The sequence below is a fragment of the Streptomyces sp. NPDC001156 genome (genome assembly GCF_053598275.1).
In genome coordinates, this window is record NZ_JBSFJX010000042.1 from 1 (window position 1) to 23,334 (window position 23,334).

Here is a 23,334-nt window from a genome sequence, read left to right on the forward strand (position 1 = left end):
ACGCGGGAGACCAGTGCATCCACCACCGTTCGGGATGCGCCAGTTGACCAGGATTGGGTACAAGACTCACTCCTGCTCACTGACTAGGAACGGTATGAAGCCGGGACGTCGGATACGGGACGTGCACTCCTGCGCCGCGCATCCGGGCTCTCGTCGCCCCTGATGCTCTTTCAGGTGTGGTGTTGGTTATGCCAGTTGGTCAACTTCCCGTCACTCGATCACTGTCTCCCCGCAAGTCTTCCTTGTTGCGCCGGACATGTGCCCTTACGAAGCTCGCCATTCGTGCATCCCGCAAGGAGAGGCACGGACTAGGAGGAACAGATGTCTCGTCTGAGGATGGCGACCGCCGCAGCGACCGCTCTGGTGCTGTCGCTGGCCGGCAGCAGCCTGGCGAGCGCCGCACAGGCGGCTCACGGCGGCCAGGGGCCGGTGCTCAAGGCACGCTCCGACCGTTACACGGCCCACGCGGGCCGGACGTTGACCGTGCACGGACGCGGCTTTCTGGCCAACGACAGCGGCAAGCCGGCGACCCTCGTCTCGCACACCAGGACCGCTCACGGCACCCTGACGGTCGATCAGGGCGGTTCGTTCAGCTACACCCCGGACCCCGGATTCACGGGCACCGACAGCTTCGACTACACGGTCAGCGACGCAGTCCGGCTGTACCGGACCCACCTGCCGGCGCTCGCCACCGTCGGCGGGGTGAAGATCTCGGGCGGCGCCTACGGCTCGTCGCTCTACCAGGTGCCCGGCTCGAAGAACGAGTTCTACGGGATCACCGACCGCGGCCCGAACGTGGACACCCCCGACGGCCGCAAGGCGCTCCCGCTCCCGGACTTCGTCCCGACGCTCGCCAAGATCCGTCTCGTCGGCACCAAGGCCGAGGTCCTCAAGACGATCCCGCTGCGTGCCGCCGACGGCACCCCGTACAACGGGCACGTGAACACCCAGGCGAACACCGGTGAGTCGCTGATCGACCTGGCTGGCAACGCGCTGCCCGCCTCGCCGTACGGCTACGACCCCGAGGGCCTGGTCGTCATGCGGGACGGCACCTTCTGGGTGTCCGACGAGTACGGGCCGTTCATCACGCACTTCTCCCGCGACGGCCGGGCGATCGAGCGCCTCTCCCCGTTCGACGGCTCGCTTCCCGCCGAACTGGCGGCCCGGGTGCCGAACAAGGGCATGGAGGGACTGACCATCACGCCCGACGGCAGCACGCTCGTCGGCATGATGCAGTCCGCGCTCCAGCAGCCCGACCTGCCGGCCGGCGTCAAGACCAAGAACGTCACCGCGCTGCGCATCGTGACGTACAACCTGCGCACCCACGCGACGCACGAGTACGTCTACCTTCTCGACGACCCGAAGGTGAACAGCGGCGCGGTCAGTGAGATCACCGCGCTCAGCAACACCACCTTCGCCGTGGACGAGCGGGACGGCAACATGGAGCCCGGCGCGTTCAAGAAGCTCTTCAAGATCGACATCAGCGGTGCGACCGACGTCGGTCCCTCCGCCAGGGTGCCGGGCGCCACGTACGACGCGGCCAAGGGCGGACTGCTCGTCGGCCCGAAACACCAGACCATCGACGCGTACGTCGGCGACGGCAACACCGCCACGGCCCAGGCCGCGCTGAAGGCGGCCGGTGTCACCCCGGTCACCAAGAGCTCGTACCTGGACCTGGGCGCACTGGTCACCCAGCTCGACCCGACCGGCGGCTTCTTCGGTCACGACAAGGTCGAGGGCGTCGCTACCACCGACGGCGGCCGCACGCTCGTCATCAGCAACGACAGCGACTTCGGCGTCGACGGCGTCTCCAACACCGCCGCGCCGTACACCCTGCACTCCAAGATCCTCCCCGACGGACAGCAGGACGACGGCGAGTACCTGGCCGTCGACACCACCAAGCTGCCCGCCGGGACCAGCACGGCCACGGTCACCTTCACCGTTCGGTGACGGCACCCCGTAACAGCGGCTGAGGGCTACAGCCCCGGTCGCGCCCCGGCACCGCCACCGGAGCCGCACGACCGTCCGCGCCCGTCGCACACGGGCGCCGGGACCGTGCGGCTCCGGGCCGCGGGCGGTCACCGCTGGCGCGCGCAGATGCAGGCAGCGCATCAGGCGGTGCGCTTGCGTGCCGCTGTCTTCTTCGCCGGCGCCTTCTTCGCCGTCGTCTTCTTCTGCGCGGTCTTCTTCGCCGTCGACTTGGCGGACGTCGTCTCCTTCGACGCCGTGGTCTTCGACGCTGCCGTCGTCTTCGCCGGAGCCGTCTTCTTCCCCGTGGACGCCGACTTCGCCGTGGTCCTCCCGGTCGTGCTCTTCTTCTGCTCCGTCTTCCCCGCCGCGGCCTTCTTCGTCGTCGTCGTCGACTTCTTGCCGCCGACCTCCTTCGGCGCCGTACGCGCCGCCTTCCGGGTCGGCAGGCGTCTGACTTCGGCCTCCTCGGCTTCCCCCGCCTCCTCGCCCCGTGACCGCCGCGCCGCGTGCACGCTCTTCTCCAGGGCCGCCATCAGGTCCAGGACCTTGCCGCCCTCCGGTTCGGGCGCGGACGGGAGCTCCTTGCCCTCCGCCTTCGCGGTGATCAGCTCCTCGAGTGCCGCGCGGTACTGGTCGTGCAGTTCGTCCACGTCGACCTCACCCAGCGCGTCCATCAACGCGTCCGCCAGGTCCAGCTCCTTGTCCCGGACGGTGACGCCGCTGTCCGGAGCCACCTCTTCCGGCGCCCGGATCTCGTCCGGCCACAGCAGCCCGTGCATGCCGAGCACGTCGTCGACCGCGCGCACCATACCCAGGCGTTCCCGTCCCCGCAGCGCGTACTTGGCGACGGCCACCTTCCCGCTGCGCCGCAGCGCCTCCCGCAGCAGCGCGTACGGCTTGGTGGCCGGAGCGCCGTTCGCGGAGAGGTAGTACGCCGTGCCCAGTTGGAGCGGATCGATCCGGTCCTCCGGCACGAAGGCCATGATCTCGATCGTCTTGGCGGTCAGGAGGGGGAGCTTCGCCAGGTCCTCGTCCGTGATCGGGATGACCGTGCCGTCCGCGTCCTCGTACCCCTTGGCGATCTCCGACGACGGGACCTCGCGGTCCTCCAGCTCGCAGAACTTGCGGTAGCGGATCCGGCCGTCGTCCGCCAGATGGATCTGGCGGAAGGAGATCGAACGGTTCTCGGTGGCGTTCATCAGCTTGACGGGGATGCTGACCAGGCCGAACGAGATGGTGCCGTTCCAGATGGATCGCACGTGCCGCACCCCTTCTCCGTGGATATCAGCCGATTTCATGGGATTCTCATCGTATGACGCCGATCACAGAGGTGGAGGGGCGACGGCTGGCCGTGAGCAATCTGGAGAAGGTGGTCCATCCGGCGACCGGCTTCACCAAGGGCGAACTGCTGCACTACTACGCGACCACCGCGGACGTGCTGCTGCCCCACCTCCACGATCGTGCGGTCTCCTTCCTGCGCTATCCGGACGGGCCGGACGGCCAGGTGTTCTTCACCAAGAACGTGCCGCCGGGTACGCCCGACTGGGTCACCAGGGCCGAGGTGCCGCGCTCGGAGGGCCCGGCCCGCATGGTGGTGATCCAGGACCTGCCCAGCCTGATGTGGGCGGCCAACCTCGTCGCCGAACTCCACACCCCGCAGTGGCGTGTCCAGGCGCCCGACGAGGCGGACCGGCTGGTCTTCGACCTCGACCCGGGGGCACCCGCCACCGTCGTCGAGTGCTGCGAGGTCGCCCTGTGGCTGCGCGAGCGGCTCGCGGCGGACGGGATCGAGGCGTACGCGAAGACCTCGGGTTCGAAGGGGCTGCACCTGCTGGCGGCGGTGGAGCCGACGCCGTCGCGGCAGACGACGGAGTACGCCAAGCGGCTCGCCGTGGAGGCGGAGAAGGCGATGTCCCGGCTGGTCGTCCATCGGATGACCCGCAGCCTGCGGCCCGGGAAGGTCTTCGTGGACTGGAGCCAGAACGCGGCGCGCAAGACGACGGCGGCGCCCTACACGCTGCGCGCCCGTGCGGAACCCACCGTGTCGGCCCCGGTGACATGGGAGGAGGTGGCGGACTGCGGGTCCCCCCGCAGCCTCGTCTACCGCGCGCGGGACCTCGCCCCGCGCCTCCAGGCGTACGGCGACCTCCTGGCCCCGCTCCTCGACCCCACCCGTGCCGCGCCGGTGCCCTGATCCGTCACACCCTCGACCAGATGCGCCGGTCCCGGGCCATCGCGTGCAGGGCCTCGACGTCCGCGGGCTTCAGCATGCCGCCCAGACGGGCGAGGCCGGTGAGGTCGGTGACGTTCAGGACGCGGACCTCGCGCAGCAGGTCGGCGACCTCCAGACGGGCGGGCTCCACGAGGACCAGGACCGGATGGACCTCGGCGGTCAGCGCGTAGGACGCACGATACGCGTCGGCACGCACCCTCCGCAGCAGCGGCAGCGGCTCGTGGCGGCCGACCGTCACCAGCGGATCGGCGACGTGGACGCGCTGTCTGCGGGCGTGCAGCGCGCGCACCGCGAAGATGCCGCCGGGCCCGATCGCCAGGTGGTGGATGCGGTCCCCGCCCGGCAGCGGCACCGAGTGCAGGGTGTGCCAGCCCGCGCCCTCCAGCGCGTCGAGGGTCTCGCCGACCGTCTGCTCCGCGGCGAGGGCCCGGCGCCTCGGGTCGGGGCGCAGCCGGTGCGCGGGCCCCGGGTCGCGGTCCAGGGCGACCAGCAGGGCCTCGCCCGGACGGTTGGGTGCGAGGTCGTCGTCCGGGTGGAGGGTGAGCCGTGCCAGCTCCGCGGGGGTGGGGACAGGGGGCGGTCCCACCGTCACAGGTCCGGTCAGGAACGGGCCCAGCGCGTCGAGCACGTCCTGCCGCAGATCCTCGCTGAGCAGGTTGACACGGCCCGCGTCCCGGTCGTACCAGGCGACGTTCCGCCCGTCGGCGCCGCACACGTACAGGCGTTCCTGTCCGTGGCGCCAGGTCGGTACGACGCGCAGTCCACTCATGCACCATCACCCCTCGACCATGGGAACAGGCGGGGTGCTCCAGGGGCAAGAACCCGGCTACCTTTGTGAGCAGTTGGGGAGTCGGTGGGAGGCACTGTTGCGGACCCGCAGGAAGCAACCCGATGTTCCCGCTCCGGACAGCCCGTGGAGCGAGATCGTGCCCGGCCTGTGGATGGGCGGCCACGAGTACGCGGGACGGTCCGGGCGGCTGGAATTCGCGGTCGTACGCGATGAATTCGATCTGGTGCTGACCTTGCTGCGGCTGCCCGGGCACGGGCCGGACGAGGGGGTCGAGCACCATGTGTGGCCGATTCCCGACGGGCCGCTCGACGGGACCCAGATCGCGGGAGTGATACGGCTCGCACAGACGGCCGACGATGCTTTGGAGGACGGCCGGCGGGTCCTCGTCCGCTGTTACCACGGGTACAACCGCTCGGGCCTGGTCGTCGCGCAGGCGCTGGTCCGCGCTGGTCACAGCGCCGACGAGGCGATCGGGATGATCCGCGCCCGCCGAGGGCCCTGGGCGCTGCACAACGAACTGTTCGTGGAGTACCTGCGGGCCGGTCTGGACACGGCCCGTCTCCTGGAGGAACTCGCGGAGTGAAGTCGCCACCCGGCCATAGAGTGAGCAATCGGCCATCAGGCGACCAAAAGGACGTACTCCGTGTTCTCCAGCCGTCGTGTGCGCACAGCCCTGTGTCTCGCCGCCGGTGCTCTGCTCCTGGCGGGGTGCGGCGACTCCGGTGCCCTGCGCGGGGCGGGCCCCACCGCCACCGCCGTGGGCCCGGAGCGGCTGTGGCCCCGGCTGCCGCCCGCCTCCGCGCCGGCCCTCGACTACGGCGTCGCACAGACCCAGACCGTCAAAGGCGTCACCGTTCCGGGTGACGACGTCCATCGGGTCGACCCGCTGGCCGTCGTCCGCGCCGAGGTGGCCGCGCACCCGGAGGCGTACGCGGGACCGCACGCGGTGTACGCCACGACGCGCGAGCGGCTCCAGGAGTGCGGCACCAAGGACGGACAGGGACGGTGTCCGCTGCTCCGGGCCTACTACCGCGATCTCACCGGGGACGGAAGGGACGACATGGTGCTCGGCATCCGCTTCCCGGGCGAGCAGCTGGCGGTGCGTGTGGACACCGTGGAGAACCACCGGCTGGTGCAGGTCATGGGCACCTCGGACAGTGTGATCAGCGTGGAGCTGGCGGGCCGAGACGTGATCATCCGTTCGCCGTCGACCTTGCCGGGATACGCGTTCCGCACGGTGTGGTCCTGGGACCCGGCGCAGCGCGCCATGCTGGCGACCAGGGACGAGATCCTGCGGGTGGGCACCGCACCACCGCGGGGGCCCATTGCGGCCGGCCCGCCGAAGAGCGCCCGATGATCTCCGTGAGACGGCCCGTGGGGCGGCTGACCCGCTGGACGGCCACCCTCACCTGGAGGGCGGCGGCCTTCATCGCCGTGATGTGCTGTGGGCTCGCCGCGCTGCTCGGTGTCCTGGTCCACGCCCAGGTCACCGACCGGACCGTCGGCGAGGCCCGGGGCCGGGCGCTGGCCCGGCTCACCGATGCGGCACGGGCGTACGAGGCGGGCGACCGGCTGCCGCAGAGTGCGGGCCTCGATCTGCCGGGGCTGCCCGAGCAGCTGCGGAAGCTGGCGGCGGGCGGGCGGCGCGGCACGATGGTCGGCACCGCCGGCTCCCGGCCCACGATGTGGGCGGCGGGCCCGGCCGACGGCGGCCGGGTGATCGCGGTGCGGCGCGACTACGCGCAGGGAGCCCGCATCATCGCCGCGCTCGACCGGGCGATCCTGTGGTCCTCGGGCCTGGCGATCGGCGCCACGCTGCTCGTCGGGATGTTCGCTGTGACCCGGGTGACCCGGCGGCTGCAGACGACGGCGCAGGTGGCCCGGCGGATCAGCGCCGGCGATCTGGACGCGCGCGTGGACGACCCCCGTGCGAAGGACCCGACGCGCCCCAAGGACGAGGTGGCCGCGGTCGCTGGGGCCCTCGACACGATGGCGGCCACGCTGCAGGGCAAGCTGCTGAGCGAGCAGCGCTTCACCGCGGACGTGGCGCACGAGCTGCGCACCCCGCTGACCGGGCTGCACGCGGCCGCGGAGCTGCTGCCGCCCGGGCGGCCGACCGAGCTGGTGCGCGACCGGGTGGCCGCGCTGCGCTCGCTCACCGAGGACCTGCTGGAGATCTCCCGCCTGGAGGCGGGGAGCGAGCGTCTGGAACTGGACACCGAGCGGCTCGCACCGCTGGCCGAACGGGTGGTGCGGGCCTCCGGCACGAGGACCGAGGTACGGGTGGTGCGCGACACCCGTGTGGAGACCGACCGGCGCCGGCTGGAACGCGTCCTCGGCAATCTGGTGGTGAACGCGCACCGGCACGGGCGGGCACCGGTGGTGCTGACCGTCGACGGCCCGCGGGTCACCGTACGGGACCACGGAAGCGGATACCCCGACTATCTCCTGGCGCACGGGCCGCAGCGCTTCCGCACCGAGCGCGGCGGGAAGGGGCACGGTCTCGGGCTGACGATCGCGCTGGGACAGGCGGAGGTGCTGGGCGCCACGCTGGAGTTCTCCGACGCGCCGGACGGCGGGGCGGTGGCCACGCTGACGCTACCGGGGCCGGAAGCACAAGGATGTACTGGAACGAGCTGATTGGGCCGATATAACAGGACATCGCGGTCGCCGCTTGCTACGTTCCGCACATGATCGAGCCCGGAACGCCAGGACTGCCAGGCACAGGGACGGTGGCGGACACCCTCGCTCCCGCCCTGCGCCCGCCCCGGCGCCGCGGCACCGAGTTCGGCCTGATCCTGCTCGCGGTCCTGATCTCCATGTACGGCTACTGCGCCGTCGGTCTCGCGAAGAACGGCACCGTCCCGCCCGGCGCCACCCACTACGGCGCCGGTCTCGGCGTGCTCGCGCTGCTCGCCCACTGCGCGGTTCGGCTGCGCGCCCCGTACGCCGACCCGCTGCTGCTGCCCATCGCCGTCCTGCTCAACGGCGTGGGTCTGGTGCTGATCTACCGCCTCGACCTGGAGACCCCGGGCGACCGGGCCGCCCCCACCCAGCTGTACTGGTCGACGCTCGGCGTGGCCCTCTTCATCGCCGTGGTGATGCTGCTGCCGCACCACCGGGTGCTCCAGCGCTACAGCTATGTCTGCGTGGTCGCCGCCCTGGTCCTGCTCACCCTGCCGATCTTCTTCCCGGCGGTAAACGGCGCCCGGCTCTGGCTCAGGATCGCGGGCTTCTCCATCCAGCCGGGCGAGTTCGCGAAGGTCCTGCTCGCGATCTTCTTCGCCGGATACCTGGCCGCCAACCGCCATGCGCTGGCCTTCGCGGGCCGCCGGGTGTGGGGGTTGCAGTTGCCCACCGGACGGGTCCTCGGCCCGGTGGTGGCCATCTGGCTGCTGAGTGTCGGAGTGCTGGTCCTGGAGCGGGACCTCGGCACCTCGCTGCTGTTCTTCGGGCTGTTCGTGGTGCTGCTGTACGTGGCCACGGGCCGCACCGGTTGGATCGCCGTCGGTGTGCTGCTCGCCGTCCTCGGCGCGCTAGCCGTCGGCCGGCTGGAACCCCACGTCCACGCCAGGGTCACGGACTGGCTGCATCCCTTCGGCTCCATCGAGGCCGGGATCGGTCCCAACCAACTCGCGCAGTCCCTCTTCGCGTTCGCCGCCGGGGGCGCGCTCGGCACCGGCCTCGGGCGCGGCCACTCGATCCTCATCGGCTTCGCCGCCAAGTCGGACTTCATTCTGGCCACGGCGGGCGAGGAGCTGGGCCTCGCGGGCCTGTCCGCGCTGTTCCTGCTCTACGCCCTGCTGGTGGAGCGCGGCTACCGGGCGGGCCTGGCGTTGCGGGATCCGTTCGGACGTCTGCTCGCCATCGGCCTCGCCTCGATCGTCGCGCTCCAGGTGTTCGTGATCGCGGGCGGGGTGACCGGCCTGATCCCGCTGACCGGTATGGCGATGCCGTTCCTCGCCCAGGGCGGCTCGTCGGTCGTCACCAACTGGATCATCGTGGCGCTGCTCATCCGGATCAGCCACTCGGCACGCGGTCAGTACGACGGGACGGGGACGCGATGAGCCTCCCCCAGGACGTCGACCTGGCCCGCCCAGGGAGCAGCCCCACCATCCGCCGGGCCGCGGCACTGTGCGTGCTGCTCCTGGTCGCCCTGCTGGTGAACGCCACCCGGGTGCAGATCTTCGAGGCCTCCCGCTACACGGACAACCCCGCCAACCGCCGGCAGTCGATCGCCCGGTACGGCGAGCCGCGCGGCGACATCGTGGTCGACGGGCGCCCGGTGACCGGCTCGCGGGACAGCGGCGGGATGTTCCGTTACGAGCGCACCTACACGGACGGGCCACTGTACGCGCCCGTCACCGGCTTCGCCTCGCAGGTGTACGGGACGACGCTGCTGGAGAACACCCAGGACGCGGTGCTCTCGGGCACCGATCCGCTGCTGGCCCCGATTCCCCTGTGGAACGACGTCACCCGGACCCGCAGCCCGGGCGGCAACGTCGTCACCACCCTCAACGGGACGGCACAGCGTGCGGCGTACCAGAGTCTGGCCGGGCGCACCGGTGCGGTGGCCGCGATCGAGCCGTCCACCGGGCGGATCCTGGCGCTGGTCTCGGTGCCGTCGTACGACCCGGGAGAGCTGTCCGGGTCGGGGACGTCCGCGGTCCGGGCCTGGGAGCGGCTGAACGGGGACGCGGCCACACCGATGCTCAACCGGGCGATCCGGCAGACGTATCCGCCCGGTTCGACGTTCAAGGTGGTCACGGCGGCGGCGGCGCTGGACGCCGGGGTGGTACGGGACCTGGACGCGCCGACCGACTCCCCGGACCCCTATGTGCTGCCCGGTACGACGACGACGCTCACGAACGAGGCCGAGGGCTGCGTGGACGCGTCCTTGCGCTATGCCCTCGAGTGGTCGTGCAACACGGTGTTCGCGAAGCTGGGTGTGGAGGCCGGGCTGCGGAACATGGCGGACACGGCGGAGCGGTTCGGTTTCAACGACCAGAAGCTGAGGATCCCGTTCGCGGTGGCACCGAGCGCCTTCGACCGGAAGCTGGACGGACCGCAGCTGGCGCTGTCCTCGATCGGGCAGTTCGACACACGGGCGACGCCCCTGCAGATGGCGATGGTCGCGGCGGCGGTGGCGGGCGGGGGCTCGGTGAACGCCCCGTACGTGGTCGAGAGGACGACGACGAGGGCGGGACAGCAGGTCTCGAGCACGAAACCGCGCGCCCTGCACCAGGCGATGAGCCCGGCCACGGCGGCGCAGTTGCGGGAAATGATGACGGACGCCGTGGAGGAGGGCACGGGCCGCAACGCGGCGATCCCCGGCGCCACCGTGGGCGGCAAGACGGGCACGGCGCAGCACGGCGTCGGCAACGCGGGGCGGCCGTACGCCTGGTTCATCTCCTGGGCGCAGGCGTACGACACGATGGAGCCGGCGGTGGCGGTCGCCGTAGTGGTGGAGGACTCGGCGGGCGCGCGGGGAGAGATCAGCGGAGGCTCGGACGCCGCGCCGATCGCCCGGGCCGTGATGTTGGCGGTGCTGAACTCCGAGCAGAACAAGGGGCATTGACCGGTCCGCCTGCCGAGACGCGGGCTGGTGCGCCGCCGCGTACCGACCTACGTTCGGTCCATGACGGACACCGAGCGCCCCGAAGCCGGGTACGAACTCGCCCAGGTCAACATCGCACGCCTGAAGGCTCCGCTGGACTCACCGCAATTGAAGGACTTCGTGGACGCGCTGGACCCCGTGAACGCGGTGGCCGACGCATCGGACGGTTTCGCCTGGCGGCTGCAGAGCCCTTCCGGGAACGCGACGGGCGTGCCGGTCCTCGGCGACGACCAGCTGATCGTCAACATGTCGACATGGCGGGACGCGAACGCGCTGACGGCGTTCATGTACCAGGGACAGCACCGCGAACTGCTCGCGCGGCGCCGCGAGTTCTTCGAGCGCGTACAGGAGGCGGTCACGGTCCTGTGGTGGGTCCCTGCTGGCCACCGTCCCACGGTCGCGGAGGCGGAAGAGCGCCTGCTCCACCTGCGGGCCCACGGCCCCACGCCGTACGCGTTCAACCTGCGGACGTCGTTCCGACCGGGATCGTCGCAGCCGGTGCCCGGCGAGGTACCGGCCGAACTGGGCTGCTCGGTCTAACGACGGCGGCCGAGGGCGGTGAGGTCGATGTCGACCGGGAACGGCACGGTCAGCTCGAGCTTGTCGTGAAAGATTCCGGTCAGGCCGTAGGCCTGGGTGGCGGGGTCGATTTCGTAGGCGTAAACCAGCGGAAGCCCCTGGTTCTCCTCGACGCGCCAGTAGTGCGGGATGCCCGCCTGCGCGTACTTCCTGGGCTTCACCTCCCGGTCCCGGTCCTCCGAGTCCTCCGAGACGACCTCCACAGCGACGACGACGTCCTCCGGCCGGAACCAGGTCTGCTTCGGACCTGTATCGGCATCCGCACGGACCACCAGGACATCGGGTTCCGGCCGGTTGCGCTTGTTGTGCTTGACGGTCATCTCCCGGATGACGTCCAGTCGGTCCGGCACCTGATCCAGCAAGACGTTCTCCAGCAAGCGCATGGCCGGTGAGTGGGTACGCGTCTGCGGACTCACGAAGACGAGACCCCCGTCGAGCAGTTCCGTGTGCGGAGGAAGGTTGGAAAGCTCGTCGAGGTCGTCCGCCGTCCAGCCACCTTTCGGCGGACGCGGCCACCGATAGTCGTCGTCCAGCCCGTACCGACGTGCGGCGGTCATGATTGCTCCCACGCAGCCGAGCCTGCCTGGCACGATCAGCGTACCCAGAGGAATATGCCGATTCGCCCGTCGACCGAGTGATCGCTCCACGTGGCGTTGACCCGGCTCAGCCCTCCGCCCCCGCCTCGATGGCCTCCCCCACCTCCGCGACCCGCTCCCGCTCCTCCGCCGCGAAGCGTTCCGCGTCCAGTTGCTCGGCGATCTCCTCGTCCTGGGCCATCAGCAGGTCCAGATTGGAGTCGCCCATCTCGAAGACGCCCATGTCGACGTAGGCCTGCTGGAGGCGCTTGCCCCACAGGCCGATGTCCTTGACGCAGGGGACGATACGACTGAAGAGCAACTGGCGGAACAGGCGCAGGAATTCGGAGTTCTCGCTGTATTCGTCCGCCTCCGCCTTCGGGATTCCGAAGTTCTCCAGCACCTCCACCCCGCGCAGGCGGTCACGCATCAGATAGCAGCCCTCGATGACGAACTCCTCGCGTTCGCGCAGTTCCGCGTCCGTGAGCTGCTTGTAGTAGTCGCGCAACGCCATGCGGCCGAACGCCACGTGCCGGGCCTCGTCCTGCATGATGTACGCGAGGATCTGCTTGGGCAGCGGCTTGTCGGTGGTGTCGCGGATCATGCCGAAGGCCGCCAGCGCCAGGCCCTCGATGAGCACCTGCATGCCCAGGTACGGCATGTCCCAGCGGCTGTCCCGGAGCGTGTCGCCGAGCAGCGACTGGAGGTTGTCGTTGATCGGGTAGACCATCCCGACCTTCTCGTGCAGGAAGCGGGCGTAGATCTCCGCGTGGCGCGCCTCGTCCATCGTCTGGGTCGCCGAGTAGAACTTGGCGTCCAGGTCGGGCACGGACTCCACGATCCGCGCCGCGCACACCATGGCGCCCTGCTCGCCGTGCAGGAACTGGCTGAACTGCCAGGAGGCGTAGTGCTTGCGCAACTCGCCCTTGTCCTTGGCCGTCATCTTCGCCCAGTAGGGCGTCCCGTACAGGTTCAGTGCCTCGTCCGGCGCGCCGAGTGGATCGTACGGATCGACCTCGAGGTCCCAGTCGATCCGCTTCTGCCCGTCCCACTGCTTGTCCTTGCCCTTCTGGTACAGGGCGAGCAAGCGGTCACGTCCGTCGTCGTACTCCCAGCTGAACCGCGCGGCACCGCCGGCGGGCACCTGCCAGAGGGAGTCTCCAGGATCCATGGCGTACAGCTCATGCGTCGGCATACAGCCCACGCTCACACGCGGTAGACGCGGCGTCAACAAGTGGCGCACAAGGGATTGACGCGCTTGCTGACAAGCAGTCTCATAAGAGGTGACCGCCGGTAACGACGGCCCGTGCGACGAGTGGTGGGGACAGCGATGACGACCGTGACCGAAGCCGAAGTGCTGCGCGACGCGCTCGGCCTGCTCAAGGACCGGGAGCAGGTGGCCGAGCGGCTGCTCGACTCCTCCGCCAAGCACTCCTTCGACCCGGACCGCGAACTGGACTGGGACGCGCCCTTCGAGGACGGGAAGTGGTTCTGGCCGCCGGAGCTGGTGTCCCTGTACGGCACGCCGCTGTGGAAGAAGATGAGCGAGGAGCAGCGGATCCTGCTCTCCCAGCACGAGGCGGCCGCGCTCGCCTCGCTCGGCATCTGGTTCGAGATCATTCTGATGCAGCTGCTGGTACGGCACATCTACGACAAGCCGGCGACGAGCGCGCACGTCCGCTACGCACTCACCGAGATCGAGGACGAGTGCCGGCACTCCAAGATGTTCGCCCGGCTGATCGCGCACGGCGGGACGCCCTGGTACCCGGTGAGCCGGGCGCACCGCAATCTCGGCCGCGTCTTCAAGACGATCTCGACGACGCCCGGTTCCTTCACGGCCACGCTGCTCGGCGAGGAGGTCCTCGACTGGATGCAGCGGCTGACGTTCCCCGACGAGCGCGTGCAGCCGCTGATCCGCGGGGTCACCCGTATCCACGTGGTCGAGGAGGCCCGGCACGTCCGGTACGCGCGCGAGGAACTGCGCCGCCAGATGCTGACGGCTCCGCGGTGGTCGAAGGAGTTCACCCGGATCACCTCCGGTGAGTTCGCGAGGGTCTTCTCGGTCGCCTTCGTCAACCCCGAGGTCTACACGAACGTCGGCCTCGACAAGCGGGAGGCCGTGGCCCAGGTGAGGGCGAGCGGCCACCGCCGCGAGGTCATGCAGACGGGCGCGAAGAAGCTGACGACGTTCCTCGACGACATCGGGGTGCTCCAGGGCACCGGACGGCGGATGTGGAAGTCGTCGGGGCTGCTGGCCTGATAGCCCTTCGGCGCTCTTGCGCCACCGTCTCGCACGGCAACACGGTTACGCTGCGGAATATGACCTCCGAGGCCCCCCTCCGCGCGTACCGTCGGCTCAGCGTCGAGGAGCGGCGCAGCCAGCTGCTCGACGCCGCGCTGTCCCTGTTCGCGCACCGCGCACCGGAGGATGTCTCGCTGGACGACGTGGCGGAGGCCGCCGGGGTCTCGCGGCCCCTCGTCTACCGGTACTTCCCCGGCGGCAAGCAGCAGCTGTACGAGGCCGCCCTGCGCTCGGCCGCCGAGGAGCTCGAGCAGTGCTTCGCCGAGCCCCCGGAGGGACCGCTCACGCGGCGCCTGAACCGTGCCCTCGACCGCTACCTGGCCTTCGTCGACCAGCACGACGCCGGGTTCAGCGCGCTGCTCCAGGGCGGCAGCGTGGTCGAGACGTCCCGCACCACGGCCATCGTGGACGGGGTACGCAGGGACGCCGCGGAGCACATCCTCAGCCACCTCGGCGTCGAGGAACCCGGGACCCGGCTGCGGATGACCGTACGGACGTGGATCACCGCCGTGGAGGCCGCCTCCCTCATCTGGCTCGACGAGGACAAGCAGCCGCCGGTCGAGGAACTGCGGGACTGGCTCGTGGAGCAGTTCGTGGCGTGTCTGGTGGCCGGCGCGGGACGCGACCCGCAGACCGCCTCCGTGGTGCGCGCCGCGCTGGCGCTGGAGAGCACCGAGGGCCTGGTCGGCAGACTGGTCCGGAGCGTTCTGTCGGTGGTCGGCGACGCGTCTCATCTGCTGTGACAGGGGGCCGCGCGAAGGACCGTGCCGAGGGCGCCGTCCCGGCACGGAGGACACTGGTGCCGTGAAGAGCCAAGACACCCCGTTCGTGGGCGGCCCCCTGGACGGGCGCGTCCTTCCGATCCTGCTCGGCCCGACCGGCCACCCGCCGAAGACCTACCGCGTCCCGGTACCGGACGCGGCCGGCGGCCCGCCGACCGTCCTCGTCTACCGGCGTGTCCCGGCGGGCCCGCCGCGGAAGCTCGGTCTCCATCCGGGCTGGAAGTACGAGTACGACCCCGAGGGGGACCGCGGCCGCCGGCTCCGGTGGCCGTGGTCCAAGCCGCGCCGCACGCCAGACGCCACGCCGGGCGGCGGCGCGGGCACCGCCGACGGGTGACCTTCCTGCGCCGAACCGACCACCGGGCAGGCGCCCCGGTGGCACGCGTCTCATCCTGCCGGTGCGGGGTGGAGGGGCCACCCGCGACTCGGAGGTGATGACATGCCGGTAAGGCTGCTCCACCTGGTCTGTACGGTGGCGCTGGCCGCCTCGCCCCTGCTCGTCACCACCCCTGCGCAGGCCCTCATCCCGGACCCCGGCACCAACCCGGCGGGGCAGCCGGGGGCCCGGTCCATCTCGCGCCTCCTGATGGATCTTCAGCTCCGCTACCTGCAGTCCGAGCAGGCCAACAAGACCTACAACGCCACTACGGAGCGACTGAAGAAGCAGCAGGCCGAGGTCGCCCGGCTGGACGTGTCCCTCGCCAGGACCCGGCTCGCCCTGCAGAGCAGCCGGGCCGCGGTCGGCCGGCTCGCCCGCCAGCAGTACCAGAGCAGCACGGAGCTCTCCTTGTACGTACGCCTGTTGCTCGCCCGCGATCCTCAGTACGCGATCGACGTGGGCCGTGTGATCGTCCGGCTGGCGCGCGAGCGGGCCGAGAGCGTGCAGCGGCTGGCCAGGCTCGAACGGCAGGCCGACGAGCTGGCCCGTCAGGCGCGCAAGGCCCTCGACGAACAGCTCACCCTCTCCGACCGGCAGAAGACGGCGCGGGACGCCGTCGAGCGGCAGCTGAAGGACACCGAGGAACTGCTCGCCTCGCTCAGCCCCGAAGAACTGGCGGCACTGGCCGCGTTCGAGGAGGCCGGGACCGTCGCCGAACAGCCGAGTGCGACGGCCTCGGGCACCCCGGGCGACGACCGACCGCCCTCCGTGGCGGGCGACGGGCCCTGAAGTACGCCGCCGATCAGACCGGTGGGCCGTTTCAGCAGGGCGAGGAGGGACCGACGGCGCACGCCCCGTCCCCCGACGCCGGGCACAGCCGGACTCCGGGGAACCACCGTGCGCGTTCAGCGCCTCGGTCCCGTGCCGGCCGGAGTGAGCAGGCTCTCGCGATGGGCCCGGGCCGTGACCATCAGGCCGTCCAAGGCGTCCCGGGTCCGCACGAGTTCGTCGATGTACTCGGAGAGCCGGTCGCGCTCCTGCGCCATCCGCTCGAGAGCGGCATCGGAGTTGCGCTCGCTGGGCGTGTCGACGCACGGCAGCAGCTCGGAAATCGTACGGCTGGACAGGCCCGCCGTGTACAGGCGCTGGATGAATCGCACCCGCTCCACCTCGGCCTCCGTGTAGTGCCGCTGCCCACTGGCGCTCCGGCTGCTGGTCAGCAGCCCCCGCTCCTCGTAGTACCGCAGCGACCTGACGCTGACGTCGGTACGCGCCGCGAGCTCACCGATCCGCACGACCGCCTCCTGTGGTGAACCACGCCACACCGCTTGCCTCTGACATCCATGTCAGGTTTTAGCGTGGCGCCGTGCCCGACGTCCGGGCACGCGATGTACGGACGGAGAAGCCCGACGTGACGACGTCGTTCAGCAGCTACCGACTCGGCGACCTGACCCTGCCCAACCGGATGGTGATGGCACCCATGACCACCAGGGCCTGTCCGGCGGTTCAGGGGCCAACCGGGTGGCGGCGGACGGGGGATGAGCCGTCAGCCGGCCCCACCGCCGCGGGCGCAGGCTCTCTGCGCTCGTCACCAGGTGGTGGCGTAGTCGTACAGTTCCAGCGCGATCAGCAGGCAGACCATCAGCACACCGGTCAGACGCAGCGCGATGATGGCGCAACCGAGGACCCGTAGTGGCTTGCGGCCGCTCATCCACAGGAGCCGGCTGGCCACCAGTGACACGGCGACCAGGAAGCTTGCCGCAAGCGGCAGCTTGGGACCGTCCAGCAGGGCGGCCCAGGCCGCGTTGTCGTAGATCGTGGCCAGCACAATCCAGCAGCACATGGCTGCGAGAACGAAGCCGGCTTCCCACAACAGGGCCGTCCTGACGCCGGGCCGGTTCGGCATGGCACTGCTCGCTTGTCTCATGTCCGGCTGTCCTAGTGGTGCTGCTTGACCTTGACGATCCATCCGGACGCCTTGCGGTTGAGCGACCACCCCGCCCACAGGTCCCATCGAGGGCTCACATCCGGTGAATCGCCGACGGCCCCGGCAATACAACCGGGGCCGTCTGTGGGCCGTCCGAGGGCGACCAGCAGCGACAAAGCGACGGTCGCAGTGCTGGTCAGAAGCCCGTCAGGCTCCTGCGACCGAGGCCAGGTACGCCTCCGTCTTCGCCGGGTCGTAGAAGAAGTTCTCGAAGTCGGCCGGGTCGTTGAAGCCGTTGGCGAAGCGGTCCGCGACCGGCTGCATCGCACCTGCCGCGCCGATCAGGTTCAGGACGTGCTCCGGCGGCACGCCGAGCATCGCGTTCGTCCACTTGGTGACGTACTGGGCCACGTCCCAGTAGCGGTCGAAGGTCTGCTCCATCCAGGCCTCGTCGAACTCCTTCTCCCCGTGCTCCAGGATGGAAGCGAGGTAGGAGGCGGCGCACTTGGACGCCGAGTTGGAACCCTGGCCGGTGATCGGGTCGTTCGCCACGACCACGTCGGCCACACCCAGGACCAGCCCGCCGCCGGGCAGTCGACCGATCGGGTTGCGGACCGTGGGCGCGTAGCGTCCCGAGAGCGTGCCGTTCGCGTCGGTCAGCTCCACCTTGGTGGCCCGGGCGTACTCCCACGGCGTGAACCGCTCCATGAGCTCCAGGGTCAGGGAGAGGTGCTCCGCCGGGTCCTTGACACCGTTGAAGACGTCGAGCGGGCCGCCCGGGATGCCTTCCCAGAAGAGGATGTCCGCGCGGCCGGTGTTCGTGAAGGTCGGCATGACGAAGAGCTCGCCGACGCCCGGCACGAGGTTGCAGCGGACCGCGTCGTACTCCGGGTGCTCCGGGCGGGGGCCGAGCCCGTGGACGTAGGCGACCGCCAGGGCGCGCTGCGGCTCGCTGTAGGGCGAGCGCGAGGCGTCACGGCCGAACATCGACACCAGCTCGCCCTTGCCCGCCGAGACGAGCACGAGGTCGTAGGTACGGGAGAAGTAGTCGAGGTCGGAGACCGCCGCGCCGTGGATGACCAGCTGGCCGCCGCGCTGCGCGAACGTCTCCATCCAGCCGGCCATCTTCACGCGCTGGTCGACCGACTGCGCGTATCCGTCGAGCTTGCCCACCCAGTCGATCACGCGCTGCGACTCCGGACCGGCCACGGACACACCGAGTCCCTCGATCTTCGGGGCCTGGGACTCCCAGAAGTTCAGCTTCAGATCACGCTCGTGCTGCAGCGCCGTGTGGAACATGCACTGCGTCGACATGACCCGGCCGGTGCGGATCTCGTCCGCGGTCCGGTTGGACATCAGGGTGACCTCGTACCCGTGCGACTGGAGGCCGAGGGCGAGCTGGAGTCCGGACTGGCCGGCTCCGACGACGAGTATCTTCCGCATGCGGGTGGTGCTCCTATCGGGACTACTCGGGGGTGACGTCGAGCGCGTGGCCGACGAGGGCCAGGAGGATCTCGATCACCGAGATCCGGCGCCGCGCGTCCATGATCATGACAGGTATGTGTGCGGGGATCGTGAGGGCCTCGCGCACATCGTCGGGCTCGAACCGGTCGCTGCCGTCGAAGTGGTTGACCGCGACCATGTACGGCAGGCCGCTGCTCTCGAAGTAGTCGAGTGCCGGGAAGCAGTCCGCGAGCCGCCGGGTGTCGGCGAGCACCACCGCGCCGATCGCGCCGCGCACCAGGTCGTCCCACATGAACCAGAACCGCTGCTGGCCCGGCGTGCCGAACAGGTAGAGCACCAGGTCGTCGTCGAGCGTGATGCGGCCGAAGTCCATGGCCACCGTGGTGGTCAGCTTCTGGGGCGTCCCGGTGAGATCGTCGGTCTCCTCGCTGGCCTCGGTCATCAGCGCCTCCGTCTGGAGGGGCGTGATCTCCGATACGGCGGTCACGAGGGTGGTCTTGCCGACGCCGAAGCCGCCCGCGACCACGATCTTCGTGGCGATCGGTGCCCGCGTACGGTCCGTCTGCCAGGACTTCAGCTGCTCCTCGCCGTCGAGGAGGGGGGAGACGCCCGGGGAGGCGTCAGAGACGACGGAGTCCACTCAGCACCCTTTCCAGCAGAGCGCGGTCCGGCTGTCCAGGGCCGTGACCGGTTCCGTACACACGGATCTTTCCCTGGTCCGCGAGGTCGCTCAGGAGCACACGGACCACTCCGAGCGGCATCCTCAGCAGCGCGGCAATCTCGGCCACCGTGCGCATACGGCGGCAGAGTTCGACGATGGCCCGCATCTCGGGCATCACCCGGGTGGACAGTGAACCATTGGTCAGTTCACGCCGTTCCTCCGGGGCGTCCAGCGCGGCCACGAAGGTCTCGACCAGCAGGACGTGACCGAAGCGGGTCCGTCCGCCGGTGAGCGAGTAGGGGCGCACCCGGGCGGGCTTGCGGTCGCCGCCCCGCACGGGAAGTTTCTTCGGTGTGCTGCTCATCGGACGCTCCCCGCCGACTGGGCCTCGAGGGACTTGCGTAGCTCGCTGCGGAGTTCGGGTGTCAGCACATGTCCTGCGCGGCCGACGAAGAGCGCCATGTGGTAGGCCACCACGCTCATGTCGCAGTCCGCCGAGCCGTGCACGCCGAGCAGCGAGCCGTCGCTGATGGACATCACGAAGAGGCTGCCCTCGTCCATCGCGACCATGGTGTGTTTGACCTTGCCGGAGTCCATCAGCTTGGCGGCACCGATGGTGAGGCTGCCGATGCCGGAGACGATGGTGGCGAGGTCCGCGGAGGACCCCTTGGGGCCGCTGGTCTTGCCCTCCCGCCCGGCGCGGGCCTCCAGGTTGCGGCCGGGGTCGGAGGACAGGAGCAGCAGGCCGTCGGAGGAGACCACCGCGACCGACAGCAGTCCCGGCACCTCCTCGACGAGGTTCGTCAGCAGCCAGTGCAGGTTGCGGGCCTCACTGCTCAGACCGAAGGTACTGGGCGCGGTCAACTGCTTGCCTCCTCGACTGTACCCCCCGATGCTTCTACGTCCTGTGCCGTGCCGGGTGTAGCGGTGTGCTGTGGTGCCGTGGACCGGTGTGCGGGGGCCTGGGTCTCCGCCGTCTTCTCGGCGTTCTCCGCCTCGACGTGGCGGTAGCCCTCCGCGGCGCCGCGGTGGAAGCCGCCGAGCCTGCGGCGCAGCGCCTCGGCGTCCACACCACCGGAGCGCTGCCGGGGGGCCGGGGCGGGCGCGGAGATCTTCGGGGTGCGCTTGGGAAGGCCCTTGGCCGTGAGGCGGGGGACCTCGGACTCGTCCGGCTCTTCCCAGGACTCCTGCGGCGCGGGGGCGGGCCTCGACTCGCCCCCGTCGGCGATGCGTTCGTGGGTGTCGGGCCCTATGGCGTACGGGTCGGCGGGCGCCTGGATGGGGATGTCGGCGACGGGAGTGGGGGCCGGTGCGTCCGTCCGCGGCGAGGGAAGCAGCAGCTCCATCGTGGTCTCGGGGCCGGACTCGGGCACGAAGGCCACCGGCTCCCGTGCCGGCCCGCCGTTCCACGCCGTCCGTTCCCCGAGCAGGGCGTCCTCGTCCCGTACGGGCTCCTGCGGCCCCTCGGTCTCCGTGCGCTCCCTTACGGCCTGCGCCGCCGCCGCGATCAGCGGGTCCTCGTCGCCCTCGGGCTCCAGGACGGTCATCCGCGAACGGCTGCTGAGGACGTTGGAGTTGACCTCCGCGTCCGCGCCCGGCAGGGACATGGTGTGCGGGCCGCCCGCCGCGGGTCCCGAGGCGGGCACGGCGGCGGCCGGGGCGGCGGCGAGCAGCGGCTTGGGCAGGACGACGACCGCCGCGACACCGCCCTGCTTCTGCTCGCGGAGCTGGACGCGGACGCCGTGCCGGTGGGCGAGGCGGGCCACCACATAGAGTCCGAGACCGAGACCCTCGCCGCTCTCCTGGTCGTAGGGGTCGTCCGGGTCGAATTCGGCGAGGCGGGCGTTGAGCCGGCTCATCCGCTCGCCGCTCATGCCGATGCCCTCGTCCTGCACGGAGAGCATCACCTCGCCGCTCTCCAGCAGCCAGCCGGAGATTTCGACGGCGACGTCCGGCGGCGAGAACGAGGTGGCGTTCTCCAGGAGCTCGGCCACCAGGTGCGAGAGGTCGTCGGCGGCGAAACCCGCGAGGTTCGCGTGCGGCGGCAGCGCGGCGATCCGGACGCGCTCGTACCGCTCGATCTCGCTGACCGCCGCGCGGACCACGTCCACGAGCGGCACGGGTCCGGCGTGCTGCTGGACGTGCTCGGTGCCGGCCAGGACCAGGAGGTTCTCGCTGTGCCGGCGCATGACCGTCGCGAAGTGGTCGAGCTTGAAGAGCGTGGAGAGCCGATCCGGGTCCTGCTCGCGCTCCTCCATGCTCTCGATGACGCCGAGCTGCCGCTCGACCAGGCCGAGGGTGCGCAGGGCGAGGTTGACGAAGGTGGAGTGGATGCTGTGCCGGACCTGCTCCAGGTGCGCTGAGGCCTCGCTGAGTTCGTTGCGCAGCCGGGAGCGTTCGTCGGCCATGGTCTGGCGCTGGCCGACCAGGTGCTTGCGGTCGGCCTCCAGCGTGTTCACGCGCTCCTGCAGGGCGACGGCGTGCGCGTGCAGGGCGTTGACGGAGCGGACGACCTGGGCGAACTCGTCGTTGCGCCCCGTGAACTTGATCGGTTCCTCGGCGGCCGGGTCGGCGGCGACGCGGGCCGAGCCGATGCGGAGGACGGCGAGCGGGCGGGTGAGGCTGCGCGCCATGCCCGTGGCGATGCCGACGGCGACGAGCATGAGCGCGCCGAGGACGGCGATGCGGATCTCCAGCGCGGTGACATCGTCGTCGCGCAGATGGGCGAGGTCCTTGCTGCGGCCCTCGTAGAGCGAGGACTCGACGCCCCGCATGAGGTCGACGCGGGCGGAGAGCGCCGCCTCGACCTTCTTGGAGCTGAGACCGAGGTCGCTGTCGGAGAGGGTGGGCTGGTCGGTGAGGGCCTTGAGGTACTGCTCGGCGGAGGTGACCTCGGGGCCGTTGACCGTGGAGTCGTACGAGTTCCGGGCCGCGGTGGGTGCCGTGTCGTGGAAGTCGGCGACGGCCGCGTCGGAACGCACGGCGGCCTGCTGTGCGGCGGCGGTGAGCGCGTCGCGCTGCTTGGTGTCGGCGTCCGAGGAACTGGTGGTGGTCGTCGGCAGGCCGGTGATCGGGTCGATCGTGGTCTGGGTGGTGCGCGGGATGTTCAGGGCCGCGAGGAGCAGTCCTCGGGCGGCGGCCGCCTGCTGCACCGCGCTGTCGAGCTCGGCGAGCGCGTAGGCGCCGGAGCCCGCGCGCGGCGGGATCTTCCCGGCCAGCTGGTCGGCGAGGGCGTGCAGCTCGGTGATGGCGGCGGAGTACGCCTGGTGCGCCTCGAGGGCGCTGCTCTTGCCGACGAGCGCTGCCCTGCGTACGGAGCCCACGTCGTCGAGGTCCTTGCGCAGCGCCGCCGGGAGGTCCGGATCGGCGCGCAGGTCCTCGATCTCGCGGTCGACGCCGGCGCTGCGCTGCTCTGCGGGCGTCGTGGACTTGGGGCGCCCGGCGGCCACCCATGAGGTGACCGCGTCGCGCTCGTCGGCCAGCGAGTGGGCGAGGACGAGCGCGTCCTGCGTCTGCTCGGTGAGCGTCACGAGGCTCTGGGAGTCGCCCAGCTGTCCCGAGGCCGCGATGACGCTCGGCGCCCCGGCGCCGGCGATCGCCGCGGCGACCACGGCGACGGCGACAATCAGTCGGTTGCGCACATGGGCGGGACGGCCATTGCCCGTGGACCCGGACGAGGCGTTCCGTTCGGGGGTCGTCTGCTTGCCTGTGCGCCGAGGCCGCTTCATCTGCACCGGTGCTCGCATTCCTGACTCGTTAACCCATGGGCCCGGGTGACGGTCCGTCTACTGGGGCGTCGACCCGGTACGACGGTTTTCGACCCTCCCAGTGCCGGTGGGCAGAGGTCTCGCTTCGCCTGACCCGCCACCCGAAGGAGTGAACATCGGCGGGGAGTTGGCGGGCAAGTTCCCCGAGCCCGCCCGGGGGCCCCGTATGGCGGGCCGGTTGGACGTCGGCGGCGCACTTTGGCAGTATTCGCCACCACGCTCCACCGGAGCCGATCATTCCGTACCAAACCAGGCGCCTGACCAGGCCGGTCGCACCCTTTCGGCGA

General features: G+C 70.7%; 23 protein-coding genes. 12 read left to right on the forward strand and 11 right to left on the reverse strand.

From position 1 onward, the window contains the following. The first annotated feature begins 321 nt into the window (after positions 1 to 321). Positions 322 to 1,950, forward strand: coding sequence for an esterase-like activity of phytase family protein (locus ACWDA7_RS21135; protein ID WP_450605777.1), 1,629 nt, complete (start codon positions 322 to 324; stop codon positions 1,948 to 1,950). A 161-nt stretch (positions 1,951 to 2,111) separates the two neighbouring features. On the opposite strand, the gene ku is transcribed toward ACWDA7_RS21135, so the two are convergent. After that, positions 2,112 to 3,230, reverse strand: coding sequence for a non-homologous end joining protein Ku (gene ku, locus ACWDA7_RS21140; RefSeq protein WP_450605778.1), 1,119 nt, complete (start codon positions 3,228 to 3,230; stop codon positions 2,112 to 2,114). 53 nt (positions 3,231 to 3,283) lie between these two features. On the opposite strand from ku, the gene ligD reads away from it, so the two are divergent. Then, on the forward strand, positions 3,284 to 4,165 hold the full coding sequence (ligD, locus tag ACWDA7_RS21145; RefSeq protein ID WP_450605779.1) for a non-homologous end-joining DNA ligase: 882 nt from the start codon (positions 3,284 to 3,286) through the stop codon (positions 4,163 to 4,165). Between the two features lie 4 nt (positions 4,166 to 4,169). On the opposite strand, the gene ACWDA7_RS21150 is transcribed toward ligD, so the two are convergent. Beyond that, on the reverse strand, positions 4,170 to 4,973 hold the full coding sequence (locus tag ACWDA7_RS21150; protein ID WP_450605780.1) for a nuclease-related domain-containing protein: 804 nt from the start codon (positions 4,971 to 4,973) through the stop codon (positions 4,170 to 4,172). Positions 4,974 to 5,070: 97 nt separating this feature from the next. Between ACWDA7_RS21150 and ACWDA7_RS21155 the strand changes: the two genes are divergently transcribed. From ACWDA7_RS21155 to ACWDA7_RS21180, 6 genes are read left to right on the forward strand one after another with little or no spacing between them, the layout of a single operon-like run. Continuing rightward, on the forward strand, positions 5,071 to 5,577 hold the full coding sequence (locus tag ACWDA7_RS21155) for a protein-tyrosine phosphatase family protein (RefSeq protein WP_450605781.1): 507 nt from the start codon (positions 5,071 to 5,073) through the stop codon (positions 5,575 to 5,577). Positions 5,578 to 5,637: 60 nt separating this feature from the next. Continuing rightward, on the forward strand, positions 5,638 to 6,351 hold the full coding sequence (locus ACWDA7_RS21160) for a hypothetical protein (RefSeq protein ID WP_450605782.1): 714 nt from the start codon (positions 5,638 to 5,640) through the stop codon (positions 6,349 to 6,351). Continuing rightward, positions 6,348 to 7,634, forward strand: a complete 1,287-nt coding sequence (locus tag ACWDA7_RS21165; protein WP_450605783.1) for an ATP-binding protein — start codon at positions 6,348 to 6,350, stop codon at positions 7,632 to 7,634. The genes ACWDA7_RS21160 and ACWDA7_RS21165 overlap by 4 nt, the downstream gene beginning before the upstream one ends. A gap of 50 nt (positions 7,635 to 7,684) precedes the next feature. Further along, the gene (locus ACWDA7_RS21170; protein ID WP_450605784.1) at positions 7,685 to 9,061 is read left to right on the forward strand and encodes an FtsW/RodA/SpoVE family cell cycle protein; all 1,377 of its coding nucleotides are present in this window, start codon (positions 7,685 to 7,687) and stop codon (positions 9,059 to 9,061) included. Continuing rightward, positions 9,058 to 10,572: a penicillin-binding transpeptidase domain-containing protein gene (locus ACWDA7_RS21175; RefSeq protein ID WP_450605785.1), complete on the forward strand. Its 1,515-nt coding sequence runs from the start codon at positions 9,058 to 9,060 to the stop codon at positions 10,570 to 10,572. Before ACWDA7_RS21170 ends, ACWDA7_RS21175 begins: the two co-directional genes overlap by 4 nt. 60 nt (positions 10,573 to 10,632) lie before the next feature. Continuing rightward, positions 10,633 to 11,151: a DUF3291 domain-containing protein gene (locus ACWDA7_RS21180; protein ID WP_450605786.1), complete on the forward strand. Its 519-nt coding sequence runs from the start codon at positions 10,633 to 10,635 to the stop codon at positions 11,149 to 11,151. Here ACWDA7_RS21180 and ACWDA7_RS21185 read toward each other — a convergent pair. Both ACWDA7_RS21185 and ACWDA7_RS21190 read right to left on the reverse strand, forming a co-directional pair. Next, positions 11,148 to 11,747 (reverse strand): Uma2 family endonuclease, encoded by a 600-nt coding sequence (locus ACWDA7_RS21185; protein WP_450605787.1) that lies wholly within the window; start codon positions 11,745 to 11,747, stop codon positions 11,148 to 11,150. The genes ACWDA7_RS21180 and ACWDA7_RS21185 overlap by 4 nt on opposite strands. Before the next feature lie 106 nt (positions 11,748 to 11,853). Beyond that, on the reverse strand, positions 11,854 to 12,960 hold the full coding sequence (locus ACWDA7_RS21190) for a ferritin-like domain-containing protein (RefSeq protein ID WP_450605788.1): 1,107 nt from the start codon (positions 12,958 to 12,960) through the stop codon (positions 11,854 to 11,856). 135 nt (positions 12,961 to 13,095) lie between these two features. Between ACWDA7_RS21190 and ACWDA7_RS21195 the strand changes: the two genes are divergently transcribed. From ACWDA7_RS21195 to ACWDA7_RS21210, 4 genes are all read left to right on the forward strand, one after another. Continuing rightward, a complete protein-coding gene (locus tag ACWDA7_RS21195; RefSeq protein WP_450605789.1) occupies positions 13,096 to 14,025 on the forward strand; it encodes an AurF N-oxygenase family protein in 930 nt (309 codons plus the stop codon). A 59-nt stretch (positions 14,026 to 14,084) separates the two neighbouring features. Continuing rightward, positions 14,085 to 14,810 carry a TetR/AcrR family transcriptional regulator gene (locus ACWDA7_RS21200; protein ID WP_450605790.1) on the forward strand — a complete coding sequence of 242 codons (726 nt, stop codon included), beginning with the start codon at positions 14,085 to 14,087 and terminating at the stop codon, positions 14,808 to 14,810. 61 nt (positions 14,811 to 14,871) lie between these two features. Beyond that, positions 14,872 to 15,186 carry a hypothetical protein gene (locus tag ACWDA7_RS21205; RefSeq protein WP_450605791.1) on the forward strand — a complete coding sequence of 105 codons (315 nt, stop codon included), beginning with the start codon at positions 14,872 to 14,874 and terminating at the stop codon, positions 15,184 to 15,186. Between the two features lie 102 nt (positions 15,187 to 15,288). Further along, complete coding sequence (locus tag ACWDA7_RS21210) at positions 15,289 to 16,017, forward strand: coiled-coil domain-containing protein (protein WP_450605792.1); 729 nt, start codon at positions 15,289 to 15,291, stop codon at positions 16,015 to 16,017. Positions 16,018 to 16,133: 116 nt separating this feature from the next. Here ACWDA7_RS21210 and ACWDA7_RS21215 read toward each other — a convergent pair whose 3' ends face one another. From ACWDA7_RS21215 to ACWDA7_RS21245, 7 genes are all read right to left on the reverse strand, one after another. Continuing rightward, a complete protein-coding gene (locus tag ACWDA7_RS21215) occupies positions 16,134 to 16,523 on the reverse strand; it encodes a MerR family transcriptional regulator (protein ID WP_450605793.1) in 390 nt (129 codons plus the stop codon). Between the two features lie 293 nt (positions 16,524 to 16,816). Next, positions 16,817 to 17,155 (reverse strand): hypothetical protein, encoded by a 339-nt coding sequence (locus ACWDA7_RS21220; protein ID WP_450605794.1) that lies wholly within the window; start codon positions 17,153 to 17,155, stop codon positions 16,817 to 16,819. Positions 17,156 to 17,362: 207 nt separating this feature from the next. After that, on the reverse strand, positions 17,363 to 18,598 hold the full coding sequence (locus tag ACWDA7_RS21225) for a styrene monooxygenase/indole monooxygenase family protein (protein ID WP_450605795.1): 1,236 nt from the start codon (positions 18,596 to 18,598) through the stop codon (positions 17,363 to 17,365). Positions 18,599 to 18,620: 22 nt separating this feature from the next. Beyond that, entirely contained in the window at positions 18,621 to 19,259 is a 639-nt protein-coding gene (locus tag ACWDA7_RS21230; protein ID WP_450605796.1) for a GTP-binding protein, read from the reverse strand. Beyond that, the gene (locus ACWDA7_RS21235) at positions 19,240 to 19,644 is read right to left on the reverse strand and encodes a DUF742 domain-containing protein (protein WP_359400993.1); all 405 of its coding nucleotides are present in this window, start codon (positions 19,642 to 19,644) and stop codon (positions 19,240 to 19,242) included. Before ACWDA7_RS21235 ends, ACWDA7_RS21230 begins: the two co-directional genes overlap by 20 nt. Beyond that, on the reverse strand, positions 19,641 to 20,144 hold the full coding sequence (locus tag ACWDA7_RS21240; protein WP_450605797.1) for a roadblock/LC7 domain-containing protein: 504 nt from the start codon (positions 20,142 to 20,144) through the stop codon (positions 19,641 to 19,643). Before ACWDA7_RS21240 ends, ACWDA7_RS21235 begins: the two co-directional genes overlap by 4 nt. Then, on the reverse strand, positions 20,141 to 23,026 hold the full coding sequence (locus ACWDA7_RS21245) for a nitrate- and nitrite sensing domain-containing protein (RefSeq protein ID WP_450605798.1): 2,886 nt from the start codon (positions 23,024 to 23,026) through the stop codon (positions 20,141 to 20,143). Before ACWDA7_RS21245 ends, ACWDA7_RS21240 begins: the two co-directional genes overlap by 4 nt. Positions 23,027 to 23,334 lie beyond the last annotated feature (308 nt).